Genomic DNA, 26856 nt, shown 5'->3' with positions numbered 1-26856 from the left:
AGGACCGGTACCGTTCGCGCTCATTTCCGATGAGGCACCACTAACCATTACGCGCTCAAAAAACATGAGTCACGTCGCTGGCGGGGACGCCATGTTATTCGGTGTTACCCTTGGAACCAGAGGATCATGGATGAGGGTCATGCGAGACCCCGTGTCTGGCCCATGGTTTGGATTCGCGCGTACCGCGCTCAGGGGATGCATGAGGTGATGAGATGATGATGCCGGGATTCGATCGTTTTCGTGCCAGCCATGCCGGGGAGACGAGGGGAGAGGCCCGGTTCCGGTCGTTGGGCAGCGTCCCGGGACTGGTGCTTTCGTTCCTCCGCCTGTTCGACAGGACGACGAGGATTCTCATCGTCGCCTGCCTGTCGGTCACCGTGGTGTCCCTGTGCGTGCTCATACCCCAGGGACCAGCCCCGCTGATGGGCGATCCGGACGGCGCCTCCCCGGCGGTCGCCGCCGCGGACGTCCGGGAGACGCCTGCGGCATCCACGAAGCGCGCCGAGGCCGTGCCTGCCCCCGGAAAGTCCCCGAGGACCACGTCGGCGCTGGACTGGCGATCGCCCACGGGCGGGCTGCATATCGATCTGGCCAAGGTGAAGGACCTGCATCTTGTGGTCTCCCTCGACCACCAGCGAGTCTACGTGATGAGCGGGCGTCGCGTCGTCTATACGATGGTCTGCTCCACCGGGATGGATGGTTCGACGCCAAGAGGCGACTACAGGATACAGAACCGCGGCGATGACTTCTTCAACGAGCACGAGAACATGGGCGCCAAGTACTGGGTCTCATGGGCGAACTACGGCGAATACCTGTTCCATACCGTGCCCACCGACCGCAGCGGCCGGTACATCGCGTCGGAGGCGGAGAAACTCGGACGTCCCGCATCGCATGGATGCGTGAGGCTCAGCGTCTCCGACGCGCAATGGCTGTACAGGCAGTTGCCGGAAGGCACCCCGGTTTCGATTCGATGATGCCCGGTCCCGACGGTGCCTGTCGATGCGCCTAGCCGCGTTGCGACTGCCGCATGCCCATGCGGATGCGCAACGCCACGGTGAGCGCCACCAGCATGACGCCGAGCACCGCCATGTCGACGCACCACTGGTGGGCGGAATGCGTCCACAGGGGATCGTCCTCGGCGGTGAGCACCGCCCATTTCAGGTCGACCGTCGACGCGGCGGCGGCGAACCCCCACCGTGCGGGGAACAGATAGGACGCCTGTTCGAGGCCGGCCCGATCCGTCACCGGAATCATGCCGCCCGAGAACACCAGCTGGGTCATGACCACGATCACCAGCAGGGGCATCGTCTGCTCGTTCGATCTGACCAGCGAGCTGCCCACGGCGCCGAGCATGGAGCACACCCACGCGGTGGCCCACACCACCAGCATCAATTCGATGACGCTGTGGCTCTTCCATATCGCCCCGTATTTCGGCATGTCCTTGCCGAACGCGACCACGGTCACCAGCAGCACGGACTGCAGCAGCGTCTCCATGCACAGCACGATGAGCTTCGATGCCGTATACGACGTCGGGGACAGTCCGACGGCGCGTTCGCGATAATAGATCGGGCGTTCGGAGACGATGTCGCGCACGGACAACGCGGCGCCCATGAAGCATGCGCCGAGAATCATCAGCACGAGCAGCTGGCTGGGTTCGGTGGGGGAGTCCTTCACGTCGGCGAGGCCGAGTCCATGGTCCCCGGGCACCACCAGAGAGAGCGCGCCGAGGATGAGCGGGAGCAGCAGCAGGAACACGAGCAGCCCCGGATCGGCCGCCACGAGATGAAGCTGGCGGACCACCAGCGTGGCCGTCTGGCTGAACCTGCGTGGCTTCGGGGGCTTCTCGCCGGTATGCGCATCCATCTTCGCTCCGGGAACGACCGGCGCCGTTCCGAACGTGTGCGTGGGGTGCTCGGCGACGTCGTTGAAGATGTCCGCCCATTGACGGCCCTTGAACGTCTCGTCCATCTGCTCGACCGAGCCGTAGAATGCGGGGCGTCCGCCGGGGGCGAGCATGAGCACGTTGTCGCATACGTCGCGGATGTACGACAGGGAGTGGGTGACGACCACGACCACGCGACCCGCGTCGGCCAGCTTGCGCAGCATGGTCATCACACGCAGATCCAGGGCCGGGTCCAGCCCCGATGTGGGCTCGTCGAGCACCAGCAGCTCCGGCTCGGTGAGCAGCTCGATGGCCGTCGACACGCGTTTGCGCTGGCCTCCGGAGAGCCTGTCGATGCGGGTGCCGCGATGGCGGGTGAGTTCAAGCTCGTCAAGCACCTTGTCGATCACCTTGGCCCGTTCCTCGGGCGAGGACCCGGGGAGCCGCAGCCTGGCGGCGTATCCGAGGGCGTCGTCGACCTTCAGCTTGTCGTGCACCACGTCGTCCTGCGGCACGAATCCGATTCGCGTGCGCAGCAGGGCGATGTCGCGTTGCACGTCATGGCCGTCGAAGACGACATGGCCCTCGGTTGGGGATTCCAATCCGGCGAGGATCTTCACGAACGTGGATTTGCCGGCGCCCGAGGGGCCGATGACTGCCGTGAGCGAGCCGACGTCGAAGTTCGCGTCGATGCCTTCGAGCAGGCGCTTCGCGTTGGCTCCCCTGCCGACGGTCAGCCCGATGCCCTCGCAGGAGACGCATTTCGTGCTCATGAACGATTTGCGCGACTGCAGCACCGATCCCCGGACGATGAGGTCGGTGTTGCCCAGGGTGACGATGTCGCCTTCCTGCAGCCAGACCTTGCCGACGCGCCGGCCGTTGACGTAGGTGCCGTTGGCGCTGCGCAGATCCGTCAGCTCGATGCCGTCCTTCGTGGCCTCCACCTTGCAGTGGCGGCGTGACACGAGCATGTCGCTGAGCACGATGGCGCACGCCGGGTCGCGTCCTATGAGTCCCCCGACGTTGCTGCGCGGGTCGAACAGGCCCTTGACGGTGTGCGGCATGGCCACGGATGCACGGTCGGCCACGACGCCGCTTCGGCGGCGCAGCATGGTCGTGCCCACTCCGGCGTTTCCAGTGGCCGGCGCCCCGCCGGTGGCGGACGCGGCCGCTCCACTCACGGCGGAGGGCTTGTCGGGGGCGCCGGGTATGCGGGGCGGCAGCGAGGGGACCCCGGATGGCCTCTCCGGTATGTCGAGGGTGCCTGCGTGGCCATCGCCTCCCTTCGTGCGAGGAGGCCGCGGCAAAGGGATGTCTGGTTTGTCGGGGGATTTGATCATGACGCTCTGGTTCCTTGCGGTGTCTTCAGCTCTTCCACATAATTCATTATCGGCCGGCATGTGACTTCCGTGTGTCGTCGCCCCGCTCTCCCACGGCGTATTCCGCCCCGGAGGGCGGTCGTACGGTAGGCTGGAGCCATGTCCCTATTTGATATGTTTGGTATTCCCGACCCCTTCGACCCCCGTGGCGGCCGCGGCCGGAACGGCAGGAACGCCGATGACGAGCCCGTCATCCTCGACGTCACCGCCGACGGTGACGCCGGGCGCCGAGACAAGGCGTCCGGCCATGGCGCCCCGCCCGGATCTCCCCGTATACCTCGCGCGGCGAAGCCCTCGCCCGCGCCGGGGGCGGGCCGCGGCAACAAGATCTTCATCGGCGTGGTGCTCACGCTGGTCATCGTCGTCGGTCTGGTGTTCGCTCTCTCGCGGTTCATCACCGAGGTCATGTGGTACACGCAGCTCGGTTTCGCCAGCGTGATCTGGACGACCTACGCGGTGCGCATCGGGCTGTGGCTCGCATACGCGCTAGTGGTGGCGCTCGTCGCCTACCTTGCCGCCATCCTGGCCATCCGGGCGAGGCCCGACTTCGAGGACGGCACCAAGATTCGCTTCCGCAACGGCGTCATGGAGATGGATGCCGGCGTCAGCTCCAAGCTCGCGCGCCGCGTCGCGTTCGGCGTCGCGCTCGTCGTCGGACTGGTGTTCGGGTTCCAGTTCAACGCCAACTGGTCGGAGATACTGCTGCTGTTCCACAACCAGCCCTTCGGCACGAAGGACGCCCAGTTCGGTCTGGACAACGGCTTCTATGTGTTCGTGCTCCCGGGGCTGCGTCTGGTGCTGTCCGCGGTGTTCACCATGCTGCTCATGGGGCTGGTGTTCTCCGTCGTCGCCCATCTGCTCATGGGAGGCATCCGATTCACCATGCCGACCGGCGGACGCTCCATATTCGACATCACCAAACGCGCCCGCCGCCAGGTGGCGGTCTGGCTCATCCTCTTCTTCCTCATCTGGGCGGTGCGCATCGCCGTGGGCGTGTTCGCCACGCTGACCCAGGAAGGCGACCGCATCACCGGCGCCGCATACTCCTCCGTCCATGCCACCATCCCCGTCACCTTCGCCATGGCGGTCGTGGTGGCCGTGCTCGGCATCGTGCTCGGGGTGTGGATGATGACCACCAGGACCCTGAGCAACGACACCCCGGCGGTGTCCGCCGGAGAGGCGCTGAGGGCATGGCGAGTCCTGGTCGTCGCCGTCGCCGTCGCCTTGGTGGCCTCCCTGGTGCTCACCGTGGTGTATCCGACGCTGCTGCAGCGGTTCAAGGTCAACCCGAACGCGCAGGAGCTGGAGTCCACGTACATCCAGCGCAACATCGACGCCACGACCGCCGCCTACGGGCTCGACAAGGTCAAGACGCAGAACTACGACGCCACTACCGCAGGCAAGTCCGGCGCGCTCGAATCCGACGCCGAGACCACGGCGCAGATCCGACTGCTCGACCCGCAGGTCGTGGCCCCGACGTTCCGCCAGCTGCAGCAGTCCAAGCAGTACTACACCTTCGCGGACACACTCGCCGTCGACAAGTACGAGATAGACGGCACCAGCCAGGACACGGTCATCGGCGTGCGCGACATCAACCTCGCCGGCAACGACAACCGGAACTGGGTCAACGACCACACCGTGTACACGCACGGCTACGGCGTCGTCGCCGCCTACGGCAACAAGGTCACCTCCGACGGGCAGCCGCAGTTCTTCGAACAGGGCATCCCCACGCAGGGCAAGCTCACCGAGTCACAGCACTACGAGCCGCGCATCTACTTCTCCCCGAACTCGCCCGACTACTCGATCGTCGGCGCGCCCAAGGGCACGGGCGCATGGGAGTTCGACTACCCGACGGGCTCGCAGGGAGCCACGACCACGTTCCAGGGGAACGGAGGCCCCGCCGTCGGCAACCTGTTCGCCCGCATCCTCTACGCCATCCGCTTCGGTTCCGACCAGATTCTCTTCTCCGACCGCGTGACCTCGGATTCGCAGATCCTCTACGACCGCGACCCGCAGACGCGCGTGGCGAAGGTCGCCCCCTATCTGACGCTCGACGGGCGCGTGTACCCCGCCGTCGTCGACGGGAGGGTCAAGTGGATCGTCGACGGATACACCACCTCCGACGCCTACCCCTACTCCCAGAAGACCGATCTCGGCTCGGCCACGACCGACTCGCTGACCGTCAGCTCCCAGACCGTCAAGGGGCTGGGAAGCCAGCAGGCCAACTACATCCGCAACTCGGTGAAGGCCACGGTCGACGCCTACGACGGCTCGGTCGACCTGTACGCGTGGGACGCCGACGACCCGGTGCTCAAGGCGTGGCAGGGCATCTTCCCGAACCAGTACAAGCCCATATCCGAGATCTCCGGCGACCTCATGAGCCACATGCGCTATCCGGAGAGCCTGTTCAAGGTGCAGCGCTCCCTGCTGAGCAGGTACCACGTCTCCAGCGCCAGCCAGTTCTTCTCCGGAGAGGATTTCTGGCAGACGCCGACCGACCCGACCGAGTCCCAGCAGGAGCAGAAGGAGGACATCAAGCAGCCTCCCTACTATCTGACCATGCAGACGCCGGGGACCAAGGAGCCGACGTTCTCGCTGACCTCCACGTACATCCCGGCCGGCGGACAGACCAGGGAGATCCTCACGGGATTCCTCTCCGTCGACTCCGATGCGGGCAACAGAAAGGGCGTGGTGGGGCCGAACTACGGCACCCTGAGGCTGCTGGAGCTGCCGAAGGACACCAACGTTCCCGGTCCGGGCCAGGCCCAGAACAACTTCAACTCCAACGCCGACGTGTCCAAGGAGCTCAACCTGCTCGAATCCGGCAGCACGAACGTGGAGCGTGGCAATCTGCTGACGCTTCCCATCGGCGGAGGCCTCGTCTACGTACAGCCGGTCTACATCAAGTCCAGCGGTGCCACCAGCTATCCGCTCCTCAAGAAGGTGCTGGTGGCGTTCGGCGACCAGGTCGGGTTCGCCGACACGCTCGACGAGGCCCTTGACCAGGTGTTCGGCGGCGACTCCGGCGCCTCCGCCGGGGATGCCGACAAGACCGGCCAAAGCCGGCAGACCTCCGGGGACGTCTCCAAGAAAACGGAAGACACATCCTCCACGAGCGGGAAGAAGACCGGCGGCGCCACGATGACGCCCGAGATGAAGCAGGCGCTGCAGGACGCGTCCCAGGCCATGAAGGACTCCGACTCCGCCATGAAGAACGGGGACTGGAGCGCCTACGGCAAAGCGCAGAAGCAGCTGCAGGACGCGCTGAACAAGGCCATGTCGCTCAGCGCCGACCAGCAGTAGCGCCTTCCGCACGGAACGGCCGATGCCAACGAGGGGGAGGATCCGGATCATTCGCGGATTCCTCCCCCTCACGCATACCGGGACGGAACGGGGCCGCGTCCGTATGGCGTCGTGCCGCGGTATACACTATTGCCGTGCAGTTATTGAAAGAAACCTATTCCACGACGTATTCCAACGGGCGGACCATCGTGATTCGGGACGCCGGGGACGAAGATCTGGACGACATCACCCGCATCTACAACATGGCCGTCGTCGTCGGAGGAAGCACGGCGGACCTCACGCCGCGAAACCTCGACCAACGGCGCGAATGGGTGTATTCGCACAACCCGCGGGACCAGTATCCCGTGGTCGTCGTCGAAGTGGACGGAAAGGTGGCCGGATTCGCGTCGCTGTCACGGTATCATGCGCGCGCAGGGTACTCCGACATCACGGAATTCAGCTACTACGTGGACAAGGCGTTCGCACGTCAGGGCCTCGGCAGCATGCTGGTCGAATGGCTCATCGAGGCGGCCACCCGCATCGGATTCCGCATCGCCGTATGCGTGGTGTTCGCCGACAACGCGGGGTCGACCGCGCTCATGCACCGATTCGGATTCGAGCGATACGGCTATCTGCCGAAGGCGTGCTGCAACGGAGACAGGCTGCTCGACGTGGCCTACTGGTACAAGGAATTGGGGAACTGACCGATGGCATCTGATTTCTGGCTTATCGTGGGATTGGGCAATCCCGGCGCGAAATACGAAGGTACCCGGCACAACATGGGATTCATGTGCGCCGACGTGCTCGCCGAACGCTGGTCGGTCGGCCTGTCCGACCACAAGGGGCTGGCGAAGCTCGGCAAGGGCGTCATGTCTCTTGGCGGGCAGCGCGTCAAGTTCTTCCTGGCCAAGCCGCTGACCTACATGAACGAGTCGGGCAACGCCGTCGCGTCCATCAGCGCATACTACGACATCCCCGCCGAACGCGTCGTCGTCATCCACGACGACATGGACCTCGACTTCGGCCGCATCAAGGTGAAGGCGGGAGGCTCCGCCGGCGGCCACAACGGCATCAAATCCATCGACCGGTCCCTAGGCACCAACAAGTATGCGCGCGTGCGCCTCGGGGTCGGACACGCCAGAAGGGGACCCAACGCGCACGACAACACCATCAACTGGGTTCTCGGAGGATTCTCCCCGCAGCAGCGCAAACAGCTCGACGAATTCCTCGCGGACGGCGCCGACGCGGCCGAGACCATCATCGTCGACGGCCTGAGCAAGGCCCAGGAGCGGTTCAATGGCCGATGAGCGGGAATCTCGCATGCCGGCGCGGGTCGCCGGCACCCTGCACGGCCGGCTGGCACGACTCGCCGGGGCCGCCGGCGTCCGGCGTCGGAGGGGCGGCGCGCCGCACAGCGGCGGAGGCTCCCGCCTGACCATCGGCGCGCCGGCCGGCATCCGGCCCGCGCTTGCCGTCGCCCTGGCCGAAAACGCACCGGACTCGACCGTGGTGATGGTGGTCCCCTCCGGCCGTGACGCCGAGGAACGCGTGCGGTCCCTGCGTTCATGGTACGGCGGCGACCCCGGCGACATCGCCATGCTGCAGGCGTGGGAGACGCTTCCCCACGAACGGCTCTCCCCGCGCTCCGACACCGTGGCAGGCCGGATGGCGGTCTTCCGCCGCCTCGCCCATCCCGAACCCGGCTCGCCGATGTTCGGTCCCGTCCGCATCCTCGTCATGCCGGTCCGCTCGCTGATACAGCCAGTGGTGCGGGGACTCGGGGACGTGGAGCCGCTCGTCTTCTCCTCCGGTGCGGAGATCTCCCTCGACGACGCGGTGCGCAGACTGGTGCGGAACGCCTACACGCGCGCCGAGCTGGTCATGGACCGCGGCGAGTTCGCCGTACGCGGCGGCATCCTGGACGTGTTCCCTCCCACGGCGGCGCATCCCGTGCGCATCGAGTTCTTCGGAGACGAGATCGACTCCATCAGGGAGTTCCACGCCTCCGACCAGCGCACCTACGGCGACGCCATCGGCACCGTCTGGGCGACACCCTGCCGGGAGCTCCAGCTGACCGACGAGGTGCGTGAACGCGCCGGACGGTTGGCCGACCGGATACCCAACGCGCACGACATGCTGGAATCCATCGCGCAGGGCATTCCCGTCGAAGGCATGGAATCGCTCATGCCCGCGCTCGTCGACGACCTTGTGCCGGTCGCCTCCATGCTGCCGAAACACTCCCTGGTGTTGCTGGACGAGCCCGAACGGCTGCGCCGGGTCAGCGAGGACCTCAACAGGACCGCGGACGAATTCCTCGCGGCCAGCTGGCATGTGGCGGCGTCGGGCCACGGCGAGGGCGCGCCCATCAGCTTCGACGGGGCGAGCTTCCTCGACTACGGACGGACCACGGGCTCCCTGGAATCCGGCTGCGACGCCGTGTGGAGGATCACCGGCTTCGGCGTGGACGACTCGATCGACGGCCATGTACAGCTCGGCGCCGTCGCCCCCGAGGAATACCGCGGCGTGGAGGACAAAGCGGCCAAAGGCATCCAGGGGCTGGTGTCCGCGGGACTGTCCGTGACGGTCACCGCGGCGGCCAACGGCACACTGTCGCGACTGCGCCGGGCGCTGTCGCAGATAGGCGTCTCCGACATACGGTATGTCCCGTCCTGTGCTTCGGACGGATTCGTCGACAAGGCCTCCGGCGTCGCATTGCTCACCGAACGGGACCTGACCGGAAAATCCGGCGTCGCCGTCCACACAAAGACGCCGAAACGCCGGCGCAGGGCCATCGACCTGGTGGAGCTCAAGGCCGGCGACTACATCGTCCACGACCAGCACGGCATCGGACGATTCGTCGAGATGCGGCAACGCGTCATCGGATCAGGCCCCGCGAAATCCCAGAGAGAATACCTGGTCGTCGAATACGCCCCGTCGAAACGAGGGGCACCGCCGGACAAGCTGTTTATCCCCACCGACCAGCTCGACAAGATCAGCAAATACGTGGGGGCCGACGTACCGAAGCTCAACAAGCTCGGCGGGTCCGACTGGGCCGCCACCAAGGCCAAGGCGCGCAAACACGTCAAACAGATCGCGCAGGACCTGGTCAAACTGTATTCCGCGCGGCAGCAGGCCAAAGGCTTCGCCTTCAGCCCCGACACCCCATGGCAGCACGAGCTGGAGGACGCCTTCCCCTACCAGGAGACCGCCGACCAGCTCACCACCATCGACGAGGTCAAGGCCGACATGGAGAAGCCCGTGCCGATGGACCGCCTCATCTGCGGAGACGTGGGCTTCGGCAAGACCGAAATCGCCCTGCGCGCGGCATTCAAGGCGGTGCAGGACTCCAAACAGGTGGCCGTGCTCGTGCCCACCACCCTGCTCGTGCAGCAGCATTACGAGACCTTCACTGAACGATTCGAAGGATTCCCCGTCAACGTGGCCGCCATGAGCCGCTTCCAGACGGCCAAGCAGATCAAGGAGACGACGGAAGGCCTCGCCGCAGGCACGGTCGACGTGGTGATCGGCACCCACAAACTGCTCAACCCGAAGATCAGGTTCAAGGACCTCGGACTCGTCATCATCGACGAGGAGCAGCGATTCGGCGTCGAACACAAGGAGACACTCAAGGCGCTGCGCACGAACGTCGACGTGCTCAGCCTTTCCGCCACCCCGATTCCACGAACCCTGGAAATGGCGGTCACCGGCATCAGGGAGATGTCCACGCTCGCCACGCCCCCCGAGGACCGTCTCCCCGTGCTCACCTATGTGGGCGCCTACGAGGACGCCCAGGTCAAGGCGGCCATCCGTCGGGAGATGCTCCGCGGAGGCCAGGTCTTCTACGTCCACAACCGTGTGGGCGACATCGAACGCGTCTCGGCGAAGATCAGGGAACTGGTGCCCGAGGCCCGCATCGGCGTGGCCCACGGGAAAATGGGGGAGAAGCAACTCGACTCCGTGATCCGGGACTTCTGGCACCGTGACATCGACGTGCTGCTGTGCACCACCATCATCGAAACCGGGCTGGATATCTCCAACGCCAACACGCTCATCGTCGACCACGCCGACAAATTCGGCCTCTCCCAGCTGCACCAGCTGCGGGGCAGGGTCGGCCGCGGCAGGGAACGCGCCTACGCGTACTTCCTCTACGACCCCTCCAAGACGATGACCCAGACCGCGCACGACCGGCTCGCCACCATCGCGCAGAACACCGCGCTCGGCTCCGGATACGACGTCGCCATGAAGGACCTCGAACTGCGAGGCACCGGCAACCTGCTCGGCGGCGAACAATCCGGCCACATCGAAGGCGTCGGATTCGACCTGTACGTGCGCATGGTCTCCGAAGCCGTGGCCGAATACAAGGAACCACAACGCACCGAACCCGTGTCCGTCACCATCGACCTGCCCGTCGACGCCTCCATACCCGAACCATACATCGACTCCGACAAACTCCGCCTCGAAGCCTACCGCAAAATGGCCGCAGCCCGGGACGAACACGATCTGAGAGAACTGCGGGACGAACTCACCGACCGGTACGGCAACCCGCCCAAGGAACTCGACACCCTGTTCGACGTGGCACGCCTCCGCGCACGCGCACGCTCACTGGGACTCAGCGAGATCGTGGCGCAGGGACGCAGCGTGCGCGTCGGCAAGATCGACCCGCCGGAATCCGTGGCCATGCGCCTCGAACGCATCTACAAAGGAATCCAATACCGTCCCGTCACCCACACCTATCTGATCCCCGCACCATTCCAAGGAACCATGGGGTCGGGCGCAATGGACTCGGACCGGATCGTCGACTGGACCAACCGGCTGCTCGACGACCTGGAATGGAAACACACACCCGGAAAACGACCATGACACACCACCTGACCACTGTGACCGAACTACGGCCATACCGTGCGCTCGCCGACGTCGCCGCAGCCTTTGACGCCGCCGGCGAGCCCATGATCCTCCTCGATTCGCAGACGGACGGACAATACTCCATACTCGGCGTCAATCCGTTCCGGCAACTGCTGCAATACGGCGACGCCGTCCACGAGTCACAATACGGCCCCAACGCGTGGAGGCACAAGGTCCATCCCCACGCAGACGCCCTGGACACCATCCGCTCATGGTCGGCGCAATCCCGCCGCCACGACGACGCCTCCGCACACGACGCATGCCGAACGGGGAACGAAGCCAGCCCCTCCGAATCACCCCCATTCACATCCGGCGTCATGGGGTTCCTCTCCTACAACGACTGCCTGAGACGCCACGGAATCCGGCCGCGTCACACCACAGGGGGGGGGACGGACCATGCCCGACGCCGCATGGTGGGACTTCGACGACGTCCTCATCGAGGACCGCCGCGACCACAGAACGCTGCTCGTCTCCCACCACCGGCGCGGCGGGCACGGAAGCATCCCCGCGATATGGCGCTCGCCGGCATCCACCGGCTCCGTCTGGACGAGCCGTCCCGACGAAGCCGTCTGGACGTGCGACCACGACAGGACATCCTACGTCCGTGGAGTGGAACACCTGCGAGACCATATGCGCGACGGCGACGCCTATGTGGCCAACTATTCGTTGCGCATGACTGTGACGAGCCCGACCACGCCACTCGAACTGTTCCTCCGCCTCGCACGGAGCAATCCGGCCCCGTTCGCCGGATACGTGAACGGAGGCGACTGGCAGATTGTCAGCTCCTCTCCCGAACGGTTCCTTCGCTGCCGCGACGGGCACGTCGTCACCGAGCCCATCAAAGGGACCAGACCCCGGGGCGCGGACCCGGCCCGGGACCGCCGGAATCGAACCGAGCTCGAACGATCCGGCAAGGACCACGGTGAACTGCTCATGGTCACCGATCTCGAACGCAACGACCTCAGCCGCGTCTGTATTCCCGGGACGCTGACCACTCCGGCCTTCGCGGAGATCCACAGCTTCGCCCACGTCCACCATCTCATCTCCACCGTCGAGGCCGATCTCTCCCCGAGGCATATGGTCGAGGACGCCATCGAGGCGATGTCCCCGGGAGGATCCATCACAGGCGCGCCGAAACTACGCGTCATGCAGCTCATCGACCGATACGAGCGGTCGGCGAGGGGCGCGTACACCGGCTCCCTCGGATACGTCGGCTTCGGCGGCGACTGCGACCTCAACATCCTCATACGGTCGGCGACCCATGCCGGCCCCTCCGACATGGGAGGGGAATACATCATCGGTGCCGGCGGCGGCATCACCATCGAATCCGACCCCGACGCCGAATACGACGAGGCGATGCAGAAGGCCGAGGCCCTCCTCGACGCCCTCGGATGCGACACGAAAGGCCGATGGCATGATTGACATGACGAAGCCTGACGGGCACGGCAACAGCGCTCCCGTCTTTCCCGGTGGGACCCCGGGAGAGGGTTACCAGTTCGGGCTCGGTGCGTTCGAGACCATCGCGGTCCGGAACGGACGCGCCGTCATGCTCGACAGACACATCGAGCGTCTCCATCGCGGATGCAGAGCGGTCGGCGCGCCCGAACCGGACGACAGGGACATCCTCGACCGCATCGACGGACGGTTGCGGCTCCTTCGGGACAAAGCCCCCGCGCTATGGGCGTCCTGCGCGCTGAAGGTCATCGCCTCGGACGGCGTCCTGACGCTGACGCATCGACCCAATCCCTACGACGCATGGCCGGACTGCCGGACGCTCAGACTCGGATGGTGCCGTGCATGGCGCAACGAGCGCTCCCCGCTCACCTTCCACAAGACCCTCAACCAGGGCGACAACATCCTCGAGACACGACGCGCCAAGGCAGCGGGTCTTGACGGCGCCGTATTCACGAACACGAGGGGCGAGATCTGCGAGACCACCAACGCCAACCTGTTCTTCGTCCGCGATGGGGCCATATACACACCGGCCGACGAATGCGGTCTGCTGCCCGGGACGGTACGGCATTGGGTGTGCGAACGACGGACGGTGGCCAGGACCCGCATAGAGGCTTCCGGCGTTCGCGGGGCAGCCTCCGACGGCGACGTCCCGCCCGCTCCGGAGCGGTGGGACGAGGTATTCGCCACCAACGCGCTGATGGGCGTTCGCCCGGTGACGGGCATCGGACCCGTCGGGTTTTCCGTCGGTCCGGTCTCGCGTCGGCTCATGGAGGAGTACGCGCGCTTCGCAAACGAATGATGTGAGCGCAAACATGAACAAACCGGTCACGGGGGATGAAATTGTCGGTTCTCTGGCGACACTTGCACGGCAAATCTGGGCGTCGTCCATAAAAGGCATTATTCTTATACTCTGTCAGCACAACACATTTGTCTTAAGGAGAAGTTGTGGCAGCAATTGAAAGCGTGTACGCACGCCAGATCCTTGATTCCCGTGGCAACCCGACCGTTGAGGTCGTCCTCGACACCGAGGACGGTGCCCAGGGTCTGGGCCTCGTTCCCTCCGGCGCCTCCACTGGCGAGGCCGAGGCTTGGGAGCGTCGTGACGGCGACAAGTCCGTCTACGGCGGCAAGGGCGTTCTCAACGCGGTCAAGGCCGTGAACGAGGTCATCGCTCCGAAGGTCATCGGCATGGATGCCTCCGATCAGCGCGCCCTCGACGATGTCATGATCGAACTCGACGGCACCCCGAACAAGGGCAAGCTCGGCGCCAACGCCATCCTCGGCGTCTCCTTGGCCGCCCTGTACGCCTCCGCGGAGTCCGCGGACCTGCCGCTGTACCGCTACATCGGCGGCACCAACGGCCACATCCTGCCGGTCCCGAACATGAACATCATGAACGGCGGCGCCCACGCCGACTTCGCCACCGACATCCAGGAGTACATGATCTCCCCGTACGGCTTCGACACCTACTCCGAGGCCCTGCAGGCCGGCGTCGAGGTCTACCACACCCTCAAGAACGTCCTGAAGAAGGAAGGCCTGAACACCGGCCTCGGCGACGAGGGCGGCTTCGCTCCGAAGATGAAGTCCAACAAGGACTCCCTGAACTACATCATGGACGCCATCTCCGCCGCCGGCTACGAGCCCGGCAAGCAGATCGGCATCTCCCTCGACGTCGCCTCCTCCGAGTTCTACAACAAGGAGACCGGCAAGTACCACTTCGAGGGTGACGACCGCGACGCCGAGTACATGCTCGACTTCTACGAGAAGCTCGTCGACGAGTACCCGATTGTCTCCATCGAGGACCCGTACCAGGAAGAGGGCTGGGAAGACTGGGCGAAGATCACCGCCAAGCTCGGCGACCGTCTGCAGTTCGTCGGCGACGACCTTCTCGTCACCAACCCGAAGCGCCTGCAGAAGGGCATCGATCTGGGCGCCGCCAACTCCCTGCTGGTCAAGCTCAACCAGATCGGCTCCGTCACCGAGACCCTCGACGCCATCGAGCTGGCCACCGCGAACGGCTTCACCTCCATGGTCTCCCACCGTTCCGGCGAGACCCCGGACACCACCATCGCCGACCTCGCCGTCGCCAAGAACACCCGTCAGATCAAGACCGGTGCCCCGGCCCGTGGCGAGCGCGTCGCCAAGTACAACCGCCTGCTTGAGATCGAGGAGGAGCTCGGCTCCACCGCTCAGTACGCCGGCTACAGCGCCTTCAAGGCCTGCAAGAAGTACATCGCCAAGTGAGCCCTTCCGGCGTCCGCCGGATGATGCCCGTTTGAACAAGCGGTGACGATACCCGTCATGTTCGCGATCAAGTCGAATGTGGCGGGTATTTTCATGTCTATGGGTACAAGGGATGCGAACGGCAAAGGCACCAAGAGAGCCAAGGGCGAGAGAGTCCGGAAGGGCGCTTCCGGTGCGGGAAAACCCTCGCGAAGGTCTGCGGGCTCCACGGTTCCCGCAAGATCGCGTCGTGCGTCCGTCGCCCCCATCACGTTCTTCGTTGCGTTGATCATCGTGGTGCTCGGCTCCATCCAGCTGATCTCCACGTTCCATACATATGCGTTGAACCTCGCTGAGCTTAATGCGTTGCGTAATCAGGAATCCCAGCTCATCGCAAAAAAAGCGAAGCTCGACAACGACATCGAACGGTGGGACGATGACGCCTATGTCACCGCCCAGGCGCGTGAACGTCTGGGATTCGTGTTCCCGGGGGAGCGGTCGGTGAGGATACTGCATCCGGAGGCCGTCACGGGCAAGACCACCGATGCCGAGAATCAGGGCGGGTCTTCTCCATCGAGCGAGCAGACGCTGCCCTGGTACAGGGATATGTTCTCCGCCTTCGGCAAGGCCGACAAGCGTCCTGCCGCGGCATCCGAAGACGGTTCTTCCCGCAGTGGCAAGACTGACGGCAACAGCGCGGAAGACAGCAATGGCGGCACCGCGGAAAACGGCGGCACCGCAAATACAGATACAAAGGAAGGTCAATGACCAACGACGACGATATCCGACTGATGCGCGACGTTCTGGACGAGCGGCTCGTCCGTCCACTTGACCAAGGCGATGTTGAGATCGTGCGCCGCGAGCTTGGCCGGTTCCCCCGCGGCATGGTGGCGGTGGGCGCGCGCTGCCCATGCGGAAACCCCCTTGCCGTGATCACCCGTCCTTTGGTGGATGGCAGGACGCCGTTCCCCACCACCTGCTATCTCACCAGTCCCGAGGCGGTCAAGGCCGTCTCCAGGCTGGAGGCCGCCGGGCGGATGGCGGAATACACGCGTCAGGTGCAGGAGGACAGTGGTCTTCGCTCCGCGTATGAGCGGGCTCATCGTCTGTATCTGGCGTTCCGCCATGCCCTTGCCGTGCGTCTGGGGGATTCGGAGGATCACATCGAGGGAATCAGTGCCGGAGGCATGCCGGTCAGGGTCAAATGCCTGCATGCCTTGGTCGGCCAGTCGCTGGTCATGGGGCGTGGAGTCAATCCCATCGGGGACGCCGTCCTCGACGAGATCGCCGGGGAGTTCGCCCCGAACATATGCCGATGCTCGATACGTCGTGATGAGATCGGGAATCCGGCCGGGGAATCAGGAAAGGGGAAGGTCGTATGACGTCGGTCACGGTTGCGGGAGTCGACTGCGGAACCAATTCTATTCGGCTCATGGTCGCCGAGGTGAACGAGTCGGGCATGACGGTTACGGTGCCGCGCATCATGCGCGTGGTTCGTCTTGGCCAGGACGTCGACAAGACGCATCGTTTCGATGATGAGGCCTTGGAACGCACCTACCGGGCCGTCGACGAATTCGCCGGCGTGTTGCGGGAGCATCCAGTGGATGCGCTGCGTTTCGTCGCCACGTCCGCTACTCGCGACGCCGAGAACCGGGAGGAGTTCGAAAACGAGATCGAACGGCGGCTGGGCGTGCGCCCCGACGTGATTCCCGGAACCGAGGAGGCGTCGTTGAGTTTCCTCGGCGCCACATCGGTGCTTGAATCGCAGAGGAGCTCCGATGCGATGCCACCCGCCCCGTACATGGTCGTCGACCTCGGCGGGGGATCGACGGAGATGGTAGTCGGAGGGGATGGCGAAGCGGTGCCGGTGGATCGGGTGTCTGCCGCGTTTTCCATGAACATCGGCTCGGTGCGTATGAGCGAACGGCATCTGACGTCCGATCCGCCGACCGATGAGCAGATAGCGCAGGCGTCGGAGGACATCGATCGGCATATCGACGAGGCGTTCGCAAAGGTCCCGGCCGGATTGACCGGCACCCTCATCGGTGTTTCCGGCACCGTTACGACCATGAGCGGCCTTTCGATGGGATTGAGGGAATACGACAGGGACGCCGTCGACGGCGCCGTCGTCGACATCGACGATGCGCGCGCCACCTGCGACCGCATACTGCGCATGACCCGCGCCGAACGGGCCGGATACCGGGTCATCCACCCGGGACGCATCGACGTGATCGGCGGGGGCGCCCTCGTCTGGGACCGGGTGCTCGACCGTGTTCGACAGTCGGTCCTCGAACGTTCCGGCCGACGTCTGCAATCCTACGTGACCAGCGAGCACGGGCTGCTTGACGGCATCGTCCTCGATCTGGGGCGGCGCACCATGGGACGGCGTTGATCGACGGACGGTCCCGGCTCATGGCATAATAGCCAGGTCGGCATTTCGCCGACATGCCTCCGTGGCGGAATTGGTATACGCAGCCGACTTAAAATCGGCCGCTTCGGCTTGTGGGTTCGAGTCCCACCGGGGGCACTTTTCGGGAATGGCTTGATATAGCAGAAAACGCCTACTGGCACAACGGTTTTCGGCTTATTCGTCAATAGGATTCATTATGGCTAATCATGGGTGATTATGGCTGATTCTGATAAAATCGTGCCCAAAAAATGCCCACGGATCCCGGCACGAACGCTTACTCTCCCAAGCGTTCCACCCTCACACCGATACCCGGAAACGTTGAAATTCTAATGACAATGCAAAGAATGCATATTCTCTCTCTAAAGAGTCCTACGAGAGGTCACGGATTTCATGGTACCTGTGTGGTATCTGGCGTTATGCCGCAATACCGATAATATCGAGGTTGCCGTGAGCGGTGCGGATGTCCCCAATCGTCGCTATTTCCGCTGGTCACGTCAACCGTGGTGTTCGGCACGATGGCTGGTTTCCGTGTGGTGGTTGGGTGGGGCCTGTACGGAATGGAACAGGGATGTACAGGCCCCCTGCCGGAAGCCTCGGTGCTGCGCGCCTGATCAAGCCGGGCGTACGGACGGAAGACCTGCATCGGCGTGCTTGGCGCGTTCCCGTGCCAGACGCTCCTTGACGATGCGGTTCACGTCCTCCTCGGAATATGAGCGCGGTCGCTGACTTGAATAATCAGGCGTGGAAGTGGGAGGCGGTATCAGGTCGAGCGGTGATCGAGTGAAGTCGTGCGCGCGCATGGCCTTGACGCGGTTCGCCCGCCAGAGGCCGTATCGGAGACAGTTGTCCTTCGTGAACTTCGTATCATTCTTGAACACGCCGCCCATTCGGCATGCTGCCTCTCCGCCTTCATGGCCGCGTTCTCGGACTCAAGGGCCTTGAGGCGCTTGGCCGTCCTCTCCGCTTCGCTCAGGCTTGATTCCTTGAGCTTCTCCAGTTCCGCGGCGGCAGCGCTGTTGTCCTTGGCACGCTGCTCCCACTTGCGTGAATGGGCCAGCGTCTCGCGGTACTTCGCCTCCCAATCCGTAGGCTGCTGCTCGCCGTGCGGCTTCGGCGCGTCCTGCGACTGGTCGGCGTTGCTGTTGGCTTCCTCGGCCATATGGTTCCTCCTAATGGTTGATGATGGGGCCCGTTCCGGGCATAAAAAAACCACCCATGCGGGTGGTTAAAAACCTGGAGCGCAGTTGACGTTATAGCTTTCCCTGCGCTTTGAGCCGATCATATTCATCGGCCAGATCGAAAGTGGACACCGGAAGTCCTTGGCGATACCGAGCCTTACCCTCTTCGCTTATCCATGCTTGTTTTTCCTCCGGGTATGGATAAATGCCGGTTTTCTCGCATAGGGAAGCAACCTCCTCAGGATCGGTCACCTCAATCAGGTCTCCGGGGTGGAATACAAAACGGTCGTATTCCTCATCATCGAAAGGGTTGCTGCTCATAACGCCCAGTCTACCAGTCGGACGAACACCATAGGTCCCTGCTTCGTGATTTCCACTCCTTCTATTTGCAGCCGGCCCTTCCGGGCGAGAAGCACTTCCTCCTGTCGCTTCTTCGCCTTGCTGATTGGCTGGAGATAGACTGCGCTGCTACCGGGCGGGACAAGGATACGGGTGGCGATCCGGTCAAGACTCCGGTCTGCGAGTACACCTCCGTCAAGCAGTGACGTAGCCATGTATCCGGGATGGTTATAGACCTTTCCTGTCACGAGGTCGAAAGCATCTTCGACGGTTGACAACTCGAACGTGCTCAATGGCATGAGTCGGTCAACAGTGAATTGTCTCTGTGTCCAGTGGTCGCTCATGGCCTCGTCCAGGATGTCTATGCGTTCCCGGATGGTGTCGGTCATAGGAATCTGACCGTATAAGGCCTTGTTGGTTTCCTTGAATGTGCCGTCCGTCCACCCGCGTAGCGCTTTCCGCTTCTGTTCGGGTGTGTACGTGTCCCATGGCATACGCACAGTGAAGTCGGACAGCCTCGCCAGTTCGTCGGCGGTGGGTCTGATGGTCTTGTGGCTCCATCGGATGTTGGGAACAGGCGTGACGCCGTCGCTGAGCCTGTCGGCGTAGAGGCGGCGCATGGCGGCGAGCAGCTGGCTGTAGTATTCCTTGCTTTTGCCTTTTCTCTTGGCCGTCGTGCCCATCGCCTTGACGGAATCCTTGTACATGGTCTTCCATTGGGCTTGTTTGGCGAGGATGGTCTCGTCCCTGCCCCAGCTGGGCACGACCGTGCAGTGGCAGTGGCCGTCGTGGAAACCACTGCCGAAGTCGGCGGTCTCCTGGCTGTTGTAGGCGAAGCCTCGGGATGCGAGCATGACGCAGAACGCGCACGGTTTCGCGGATCCGCACACGCGCGCCCATTTCGGCCGGGTGGGGTCGAGTTTGATGTTGCGTTGCATGGTGAGACGCCCGGCCGTGTGGATCATGTCGGCGATGAACTGCTGCGCATCATCCACGTTCGACAGATCCGGCCACAGGTCGTCGATGGTCACGCCGGACCGGGCGCGGCCTTCCATGACCTGCTTGTAGGTCAGGCCGTTGAAGTCCGTGTTGCCGAACCCGTGCTCGACCTGCCAGAGCACACGCTCAGGGTCGACCAGCTTGTCGTGCAGGAACTCGGGCATCGGTTCGCTGGACTGTTCCGCCCACAGGCCGCGCAATTGGTCGTAGTAGTCGTTCGCCAGCTGGCTGGCGTCGCGCGTACTCGCTGACGAGCTCCTTGAGATCGATGTCGCCGCGCTGGATGGTGGTCTCGATCTCGTCGGTGGCCGCGTCGGTCAGGTTAGTCAGGTTGTCCTGGTAGTCCTTCTGCGCCTGTTCCAGCAGCCGTTTGAGGTCCCGGCCGGCCGGCAGATCGTTCATTGCTGTCGCCATTCGCGGTCACCTCCGACTGTTGCTGCTGGGGTTGCAGTGTGCGAGCCTTGAGCGGCCTCGATGCTGCGTTGCGCCTTCATGCGCTGCTGGTAGGCGCGGAAGCTCCTGAGCTCGTCGGCGCTCAGGCCGAGTTTGCTCAACCCCACGTCGCTGTCGGCCCACGCGGGATTGGCTCCGGCGACCTTCGTGTAGTAGTCGGCGCGCGCTGCCTCGGACACGACGCGGGTGGGAGCCCACAATGGCCGTATGCCCGACAGGTCGGGCGGGTCGGGCGTGTTGTCGCGCAGCTGGACGGCCATGCTCATCGCGTTCATCAGCTGGACGCCGAACGCGCGGTTCTGCCGGTCCGCGATCCGGGTCAGCTGGTCCTCGGCCGCGGCCAATGCCTCCGCGCTGGTCGGGTTGGTCAGGCGGATGCCGAGCTGTTCGGCCGGGATGCCGGTTTCGGCGCTGGCAAGCATGGCGATGGTCTCGAGCATGTCGCCGTGCGGCTGCATGCTCGCCTGCGTGACCTGCTGGAGCGAGGGGACGTCCCCGTTCTCGTCGCGGCTCACGGCGTTGATGCTCGACACGAGACTGCTCCACGTGTCCTTGCTGAACGCGTCCCTGTTGAGGCCGAGGAACCAGATCTTCGGCACCGAGTAGAACTCGGCGGACGCCTCCATGCGCACCATGGTGCGCATGGCCATGTCGGTCAGGTTCATCAGCGTGCGGTTGATACGGCTGTGGCCGAACGGCCGGTCGCCCCGGTCGTGGACGATGGGCACCACCGAGACCCGGTCCAGCCGGTTGTCCTGACGCTCCGCCTTCCAGCCGCCCGCCTCATGCCGGCATGCGTAGTTGCGGCCGGGAAGCCACGCGTTGAACGCGGTCATGTTCCCGTACTGGTCGTTGTCGGTGATGGTCAGGGCCGCGGCGATCCGGTGGCGCGTGTTGTCCCATATCGCGCTCGACCAGTCCGCCGAACGCGGGGTGACGAGGATGCGTTCGCCCGACGGGTCGTCGGGGTCGTAGTCGATGGTCAGGAACGAGCAGGAGTGCTTGTAGCAGCTGATGATGGCCTCGCCCATCGTGTCGGTCAGCGCGTTGTCCGTAACGATTCGGCCGATGCCGTCCGGGTCGCCGTCGGGCGTCTCGAACCCCTCGAACACGCTTTTGTCCGCCAGGGCGCGCACGCTTTTCTGCGGCCAGCCGACCACGACGCCGGCCTTGGCCGCCACGACGTTCGGGATGGATATGCCCAGGTTGTTGAACCGTTGCTTGCCGTCGTAGAACGCGCTGCGCAGGAGGTTGCGCGCGTAGTGGTCGCGCCACACCTTCAACAGACGGCGGATGGTACGCATGTCGTCGTCCGGCACGCCCCTGATGCGGCCGATCCGGGAGACGGCGGTGTTGAGGCAGGGGGTGCCGGACGCTATCGAGTAGTCGGCCATGTCAGACCATCACCTCCTGTCGTCTGTTGGGGTTGCGTTTCGTGACGATCACCCGCACGTGCCGCGTCCGCCGGGTCCTGCACGGGGATGCGTGCCGCGAGCTTCGCGGCCTTGGATGCGATCTCGTCCGGCGTGCCTGCGCCGATGAGGTCGAGGTCCTCGTCCGTCAGTTGCGGATACTTCGCGCGGGCCTCGGCCCACGCCTTCGCGGTGCTGACGGATGCGAGCTGTTCGCGCGTCTCTTTCAGGTCGCGCTGCAGCTTTTCCTGTTCGGTGAGTTTCGCGTCCTCGAACTCGCGCAGCCTGGTGTTGGCTGTTTCGTTCGCGGTCCTGAGCTTCGTATTGTCGGCGCGAAGGTTCTCGATGAGCTTCCACGCCTTCTCCGGGTTGAACTCCTCGCCGTCGCGCTCCCACGGCGGCTTCTGCCCGCCGTCCGCGTCGGACGGCATATTCTCGCCGGTATCGCCGTTTTCCTGGTTCTGGTCTTCGATGTTCTCGTCGGCCATGATGGTGTTCCTTTCCGCCCGTCCTGCGGGCATAAGAAAAGCCACCCACGGATGTGGATGGCTTTACACAAAAAGAAAGAATGGTGATGTCGGATTTTGACTAGTCAGGGACAGGGCTAAGGGATGCATAGAAGGAGCGAAGCTCCATCTCTTCTTGCTCGTCGCGGTTGCATGGACGTGCCTTTCCCGTCTCCATATCCACGGCATAGCCATAGGGGGAACCCATGAAGCCTCCGTCGAGGTGATGCCAAGTGGCGTCGAAGTAGAGAAGACCATTGCGTACGCCAAGCGGCTTGCCGATACGATCTCCGTGTGATCTGGCGGATGCTTCCGCGGACTCAACCAGTTGGGACAGAGACTTCATGGTGTCCTCGCTCTCATGAGGCTGGCCGCTGCGTTGGCTTCCAGTTCCAGATTGTCGATTCTGTAGATGCCTAGCGTCGAGTAGTCGATGTCTCTGCCATGAAGATACTCATGGAGTTTCCATATACGACCCTTCTGCGAATCTACGACGATTATAGGTGAACCTTTTGTCGGGACGCGCTCCACAACCACGATATGCCCATTATTCTTGCCTTTCCAACCAAAGTGCATGGCGTAGCGTTGTCCCGGCTTGATGCGTCCGGCAATGCGTCGCTCGGTGGAGGTGGCGTCGCGTCCATGCATGTGGAAGAGCGTGGGGTGGCGGCCGGTGTCGGGGTTACGCCAGGTAAGGGTCGTGTCCGATCGAATCGCCATTTGTGTGGAGTTATCTTCGGATAGAGGCAGCGCGATAACGTCATAGCCACGACGGCGCATCTCGTAGGCAGGTACACATGACTGGCAGTTCCTGCCATACTCGCCGTTGCCGGACCAATAACCGGGATTCGCATTGCCGCGGTCCGCGTCTTCGATACCCATGGGGGCTCCTCTACTGCCCAACGCCTCGGCGAGGGTGGCTGCGCGTTTCCGGTCGATCTCCGCCTTCTTCTCGGCGTATGCCTTGCGACGTTCGCCGAGCGCTTCGGGCGTGCTCCGCCGGGTCTTGGAGTCGCGGAACGCCCCGTTGCGCCGCAGGATGGGCAAGACGGTCTCCTGCGTGCGCGGCTCGCCCTTGGGCAGGCTTTCGGCGGCCCGGTAGTAGTCGTCGATCCACTGCCGTTCCTTCTCGGTGGGCCGCCAATCGTCGTACACGACCTCGACGGTGCACCCGCAATGCGGATGGTACTTCTTGCCGGTCCTGGCGCTCAACCCCGCTTTCGCGGCGCTCGTGTACACGGGGCCGCGGGTGACGAGCATCGCACAGAACGCGCAGGGACGCGCCGCCATCCGATGGCCCGCGTGTCCTTCTCGGCCCAATGCTCGATGGTCGTGCGTCCGCCGGTCAGCACGGCCTCGTGGAAGACACCGAGGAACAGGCCACGCGCCGCCTCATAGGCCGCACCCATGGTGTCACCCATGGCGATGTGCCACAGCACATTCGTCGCGCCCAGCCAGTCGAAACGCTCCCCCGCCTGCCGACGGTCGAAGCGCGGCACTCCCACCTCGATGCCGCCGGCGTCGCCGATCTCCGCCTCACGGAAGCGAGGCAGGTATTCGCCCGCGGCACGGGCGACTGCTCCGAATACCGTTTCGGCTGCCCGACCCTGCCTTCCGGCAGTACACGGCCGGTACCGTTCGCGCTCATTTCCGATGAGGCACCATCAACCATTACGCGCCCAAAAACGTGAGTCACGTCGTTCCGTCTCTGTCCGACCCGGGATATCGGTAACATCGATTTTCGAAACCCGTGGCATGATGATGCGCATGACTCAAGACAACCATATGAATCATGAGACCAGGGCCGTCACGGATGCCTCGACCATGCGGGAGGATTCCGGAACGGTGCCGCTGATGGCGGCTCAGGGCGTCGTCATGGCCGTGACGATGTGCGTCTGCGAGATCGTCTGCGCGCCCATGGTCATCAGCCTGTCGGGCGGGGCATTCGCCCTCGTCCCGTGGGCGATGCTCGCATGCCTGCTGGCGGTGGTGTTCGTCCTCATACTGGGTTTCGCGTTCCTGTGGCTCGCCGACAATCTATCCCACAACTTCTCGGGGAGGCTGGTGCCACTCACGTATGGCGTCGTCGGCGCCGCATCGTTCGGTGTCTGGGGCGGCCTGCTGTATCCGACGTTCATGAACTCCATCCTCGGTCCGGCGAAGCTCGCCTTGCTGACGTCCGGGGATGTGTGGGCCATTGGCTTCAACTGCGCGGTCATCGGAATGGTGTCGTTCCTGCTCGCCGTGATCTGCGGTCCGCAGTTGGCGAGGCGCCGCACCGTATGCGTCGTCCTGGCCGTCGTCGTCTTCGTCCTCGCCGCGTTCGGCGCGTTCTTCCTCTGGCAGTTCTATGCGCGTCTGCATTAGAATCGTATGGTCGCGTTGCGTGAACATGGCTTGAAACTGTCGCAAGGAACGTATAAATTTAAACGTCATATGTGCCTGTCGGGCGTAACCGTTCGCCAGACGTAACCAACCATGATGTGAGGAGTGCTGATGAGCGAATCGACCATGCCTTCGGTCAATGCCGAGTTCGGGGCCGCGCCGCGGATCGAGTTCCCGACCCCCGAGGCTCCGAAGGGCCTGAAAAGCGTTGAGATCGTGGAGGGAGACGGTCCCGTCGTCCGTAAGGGGGATACGGTCACCGTGAACTACCATGGTGTGGTCTGGGGCAAGCAGACGCCGTTCGACTCCAGTTTCGAGCGTCACAGCCCGGCCAGCTTCGGCATCGGCGTCGGCCAGGTCATCAAGGGTTGGGACCAGACCGTTCCCGGGCACAATGTCGGCTCCCGTCTGGTGGTCTCAATCCCGCCGGAATACGGCTATGGCTCCCGCGGCGTTCCGCAGGCCGGCATCGGAGGCACGGATACGCTGGTGTTCGTCATCGATATCATTTCCACCCGCTGAGACGGGTTTTCCAACGATTCGGGAATGTGGACCATTCCCGCTTATAGGAGGTCATAATGGCTGAAGAGAAGCCGCTGTTGCTGACCCAAGAGGCCTACAACGAGCTGAAAAGCGAACTTGAGCGCCGTCAGGGGCCGATTCGCGAGGAGATCATCGCCAAGGTCGCGGCCGCCCGCGCGGAGGGGGATCTGAGCGAGAACGGCGGATACCAGGCCGCCCGCGAGGCCCAGCGAAAGAACCAGGGCCGTATCGACGAACTGACCGTCAAGCTCCGTCGCGCCAAGATCCTGCAGGCGCCCCCCGCCGGCGAGGTCGGCAACGGCTCGCTGGTCACGCTTGACGTGATGGGCAACGAGATGCAGTATGTGCTCGGGCCGCGTGACCTGTCCGTCGCCACGCATTACGAGATCATCAGCCCTGAGTCCCCGATCGGTGCCGCGATCCTCGGTGCCAAACAAGGCGACACGGTGAGCTACAAGGCCCCCAACGGCCGTGATATTCAGGTGACCGTCAAGGAGGCGGAGCCGTTGCCGTCCGAATCGTGAATCGGTTCGTGATCGTGAATGCATGAAGAAGGCCGGTGCATGGGAGAAAACCCATGCACCGGCCTTCTGCCGCATACGCGGGGCCTCAGGCTGCGGACGAGGTCATCAGGCTGACGATGACGAAGTAGATCGCGACCATGTGGCAGGCGTAGCCGGCGACAGTGCCGCAATGGAAGATCTCGTGGAATCCGAACACCCTGGGCCAGGGGTCCGGCCTGCGCAGTCCGTAGACTATGGCGCCCGCGATGTAGCAGATGCCTCCGGCGACGATCAGCCACACCACTACTGGTCCTGCGGAGGGCGATTCCCAGAACAGGCCGAGATAGGCCGCACCGGAGACCCCGAACACGATGTAGACGATGGTGTACAGCCAGCGCGGCGCGGTGATCCAGAACACGTGGATCAGAAGCGCGATGAGGGTGCAGACCCATATGCCGGTGAGGATGATGTTTCTCCAGAACGGTTCGAGCGCGAACGACACCGGTGTGTATGTGCCGGCGATGAGCAGGAATATGTTCACATGGTCTATGCGACGCAGTACGTCGGTCACCTTGGGGGACCAGTCCCCGAGATGATAGCAGGCGGAGTTGCCGAAGAGGATCAGGGAGCATGTCATGAATGCGGCGCACGCCCATTTGAGCTGGGCGGTGGGGGAGAGGCAGATGAGCACGATGCCGGCGGCCAGGGCGAGCGGGGTCGCGACGGCGTGTATCCATCCGCGCAGCAGTGGTTTCGGACGCCCATGCACGTCCAGCCGCACCCGGCGTATGCCCAGAGCCTTGTTCTCGACCTGTCGGGCCCTGAGCTCCCCGCGGGCGATCACGCGCTCCGCCTTGGCCTTGGCATGGGCCCGTATCTCGTCCGCCTTGGCCTGACGGTCCTTGAGATAGGCTTTCCGGACTGCCTGCCGGGTCTTTTCCAACTGCGCCGCCTGCTGGTTGTCGGTCGTCTTCACGGGACCGGCTGTGGGGGATTCCGTCATGC

At 64.0% G+C, this 26856-nt stretch carries 23 protein-coding genes, 1 tRNA gene and 1 pseudogene; 16 read left to right on the top strand and 9 right to left on the bottom strand.

Going from position 1 to position 26856, the window contains the following annotated elements; genetic code table 11:
• The first annotated feature begins 212 nt into the window (after positions 1–212).
• Positions 213–974, top strand: a complete 762-nt coding sequence (locus DF200_RS01195; RefSeq protein WP_146191973.1) for a L,D-transpeptidase — start codon at positions 213–215, stop codon at positions 972–974.
• Positions 975–1005: 31 nt separating this feature from the next.
• On the opposite strand, the gene DF200_RS01190 is transcribed toward DF200_RS01195, so the two are convergent.
• Positions 1006–3063 carry an ATP-binding cassette domain-containing protein gene (locus DF200_RS01190; protein WP_158275738.1) on the bottom strand — a complete coding sequence of 686 codons (2058 nt, stop codon included), beginning with the start codon at positions 3061–3063 and terminating at the stop codon, positions 1006–1008.
• Between the two features lie 297 nt (positions 3064–3360).
• Between DF200_RS01190 and DF200_RS01185 the strand changes: the two genes are divergently transcribed.
• From DF200_RS01185 to DF200_RS01135, 11 genes and pseudogenes are all read left to right on the top strand, one after another.
• A complete protein-coding gene (locus tag DF200_RS01185) occupies positions 3361–6564 on the top strand; it encodes a UPF0182 family membrane protein (protein ID WP_109136454.1) in 3204 nt (1067 codons plus the stop codon).
• 134 nt (positions 6565–6698) lie between these two features.
• Positions 6699–7247, top strand: coding sequence for a GNAT family N-acetyltransferase (locus DF200_RS01180; RefSeq protein ID WP_241520071.1), 549 nt, complete (start codon positions 6699–6701; stop codon positions 7245–7247).
• 3 nt (positions 7248–7250) lie between these two features.
• Positions 7251–7850 (top strand): aminoacyl-tRNA hydrolase, encoded by a 600-nt coding sequence (gene pth, locus DF200_RS01175; protein WP_109136453.1) that lies wholly within the window; start codon positions 7251–7253, stop codon positions 7848–7850.
• A 133-nt stretch (positions 7851–7983) separates the two neighbouring features.
• Positions 7984–11403 (top strand): annotated as a pseudogene (mfd, locus tag DF200_RS01170) (transcription-repair coupling factor); the annotation flags it as partial.
• A gap of 438 nt (positions 11404–11841) precedes the next feature.
• Complete coding sequence (locus DF200_RS01165; protein ID WP_241520069.1) at positions 11842–12867, top strand: anthranilate synthase component I family protein; 1026 nt, start codon at positions 11842–11844, stop codon at positions 12865–12867.
• Positions 12860–13699: an aminotransferase class IV gene (locus DF200_RS01160; protein WP_241520068.1), complete on the top strand. Its 840-nt coding sequence runs from the start codon at positions 12860–12862 to the stop codon at positions 13697–13699. Before DF200_RS01165 ends, DF200_RS01160 begins: the two co-directional genes overlap by 8 nt.
• Positions 13700–13845: 146 nt before the next feature.
• Entirely contained in the window at positions 13846–15144 is a 1299-nt protein-coding gene (gene eno / locus DF200_RS01155) for a phosphopyruvate hydratase (protein WP_109136452.1), read from the top strand.
• 99 nt (positions 15145–15243) lie between these two features.
• Entirely contained in the window at positions 15244–15891 is a 648-nt protein-coding gene (locus DF200_RS01150) for an FtsB family cell division protein (RefSeq protein WP_109136481.1), read from the top strand.
• Positions 15888–16505 carry a DUF501 domain-containing protein gene (locus DF200_RS01145; RefSeq protein WP_109136451.1) on the top strand — a complete coding sequence of 206 codons (618 nt, stop codon included), beginning with the start codon at positions 15888–15890 and terminating at the stop codon, positions 16503–16505. The genes DF200_RS01150 and DF200_RS01145 overlap by 4 nt, the downstream gene beginning before the upstream one ends.
• Positions 16502–17515 (top strand): Ppx/GppA phosphatase family protein, encoded by a 1014-nt coding sequence (locus DF200_RS01140; protein ID WP_109136450.1) that lies wholly within the window; start codon positions 16502–16504, stop codon positions 17513–17515. Before DF200_RS01145 ends, DF200_RS01140 begins: the two co-directional genes overlap by 4 nt.
• A 55-nt stretch (positions 17516–17570) precedes the next feature.
• A tRNA-Leu gene (locus DF200_RS01135) sits at positions 17571–17650 on the top strand.
• Between the two features lie 643 nt (positions 17651–18293).
• Here DF200_RS01135 and DF200_RS01130 read toward each other — a convergent pair.
• From DF200_RS01130 to DF200_RS11060, 7 genes are all read right to left on the bottom strand, one after another.
• A complete protein-coding gene (locus tag DF200_RS01130) occupies positions 18294–18692 on the bottom strand; it encodes a hypothetical protein (protein ID WP_109136449.1) in 399 nt (132 codons plus the stop codon).
• Positions 18693–18783: 91 nt separating this feature from the next.
• Positions 18784–19032: a hypothetical protein gene (locus tag DF200_RS01125; protein ID WP_109136448.1), complete on the bottom strand. Its 249-nt coding sequence runs from the start codon at positions 19030–19032 to the stop codon at positions 18784–18786.
• Complete coding sequence (locus DF200_RS01120; RefSeq protein ID WP_439098301.1) at positions 19029–20249, bottom strand: VG15 protein; 1221 nt, start codon at positions 20247–20249, stop codon at positions 19029–19031. Before DF200_RS01120 ends, DF200_RS01125 begins: the two co-directional genes overlap by 4 nt.
• Positions 20176–20463 (bottom strand): hypothetical protein, encoded by a 288-nt coding sequence (locus DF200_RS01115; RefSeq protein WP_146191972.1) that lies wholly within the window; start codon positions 20461–20463, stop codon positions 20176–20178. The genes DF200_RS01120 and DF200_RS01115 overlap by 74 nt, the downstream gene beginning before the upstream one ends.
• The gene (locus DF200_RS01110) at positions 20448–21896 is read right to left on the bottom strand and encodes a phage portal protein (RefSeq protein WP_109136445.1); all 1449 of its coding nucleotides are present in this window, start codon (positions 21894–21896) and stop codon (positions 20448–20450) included. The genes DF200_RS01115 and DF200_RS01110 overlap by 16 nt, the downstream gene beginning before the upstream one ends.
• Positions 21878–22402, bottom strand: coding sequence for a guided entry of tail-anchored proteins factor 1 (locus tag DF200_RS01105; RefSeq protein WP_109136444.1), 525 nt, complete (start codon positions 22400–22402; stop codon positions 21878–21880). Before DF200_RS01105 ends, DF200_RS01110 begins: the two co-directional genes overlap by 19 nt.
• A 360-nt stretch (positions 22403–22762) precedes the next feature.
• The gene (locus tag DF200_RS11060; protein WP_241520067.1) at positions 22763–23710 is read right to left on the bottom strand and encodes a VG15 protein; all 948 of its coding nucleotides are present in this window, start codon (positions 23708–23710) and stop codon (positions 22763–22765) included.
• A gap of 68 nt (positions 23711–23778) precedes the next feature.
• Between DF200_RS11060 and DF200_RS11055 the strand changes: the two genes are divergently transcribed.
• The 4 genes from DF200_RS11055 to DF200_RS01075 all read left to right on the top strand — a co-directional run bounded on the left by DF200_RS11055 (position 23779) and on the right by DF200_RS01075 (position 25872).
• Complete coding sequence (locus tag DF200_RS11055) at positions 23779–24111, top strand: hypothetical protein (protein WP_241520066.1); 333 nt, start codon at positions 23779–23781, stop codon at positions 24109–24111.
• Between the two features lie 76 nt (positions 24112–24187).
• On the top strand, positions 24188–24787 hold the full coding sequence (locus DF200_RS01085) for a 4-hydroxybenzoate polyprenyltransferase (protein ID WP_146191971.1): 600 nt from the start codon (positions 24188–24190) through the stop codon (positions 24785–24787).
• Between the two features lie 129 nt (positions 24788–24916).
• Positions 24917–25327, top strand: a complete 411-nt coding sequence (locus tag DF200_RS01080) for an FKBP-type peptidyl-prolyl cis-trans isomerase (RefSeq protein WP_109136441.1) — start codon at positions 24917–24919, stop codon at positions 25325–25327.
• Between the two features lie 56 nt (positions 25328–25383).
• The gene (locus DF200_RS01075; protein ID WP_109136440.1) at positions 25384–25872 is read left to right on the top strand and encodes a GreA/GreB family elongation factor; all 489 of its coding nucleotides are present in this window, start codon (positions 25384–25386) and stop codon (positions 25870–25872) included.
• A gap of 85 nt (positions 25873–25957) precedes the next feature.
• Here the strand turns inward: DF200_RS01075 and trhA are convergent, their stop codons facing one another.
• Entirely contained in the window at positions 25958–26854 is an 897-nt protein-coding gene (gene trhA, locus DF200_RS01070) for a PAQR family membrane homeostasis protein TrhA (RefSeq protein WP_109136439.1), read from the bottom strand.
• Positions 26855–26856 lie beyond the last annotated feature (2 nt).

It is taken from the genome of Bifidobacterium catulorum (assembly GCF_003129925.1).
Taxonomy (GTDB): domain Bacteria; phylum Actinomycetota; class Actinomycetes; order Actinomycetales; family Bifidobacteriaceae; genus Galliscardovia; species Galliscardovia catulorum.
Note: the sequence above shows the minus strand (reverse complement) of the source record. Positions and strands in the feature narration are given on the sequence as shown.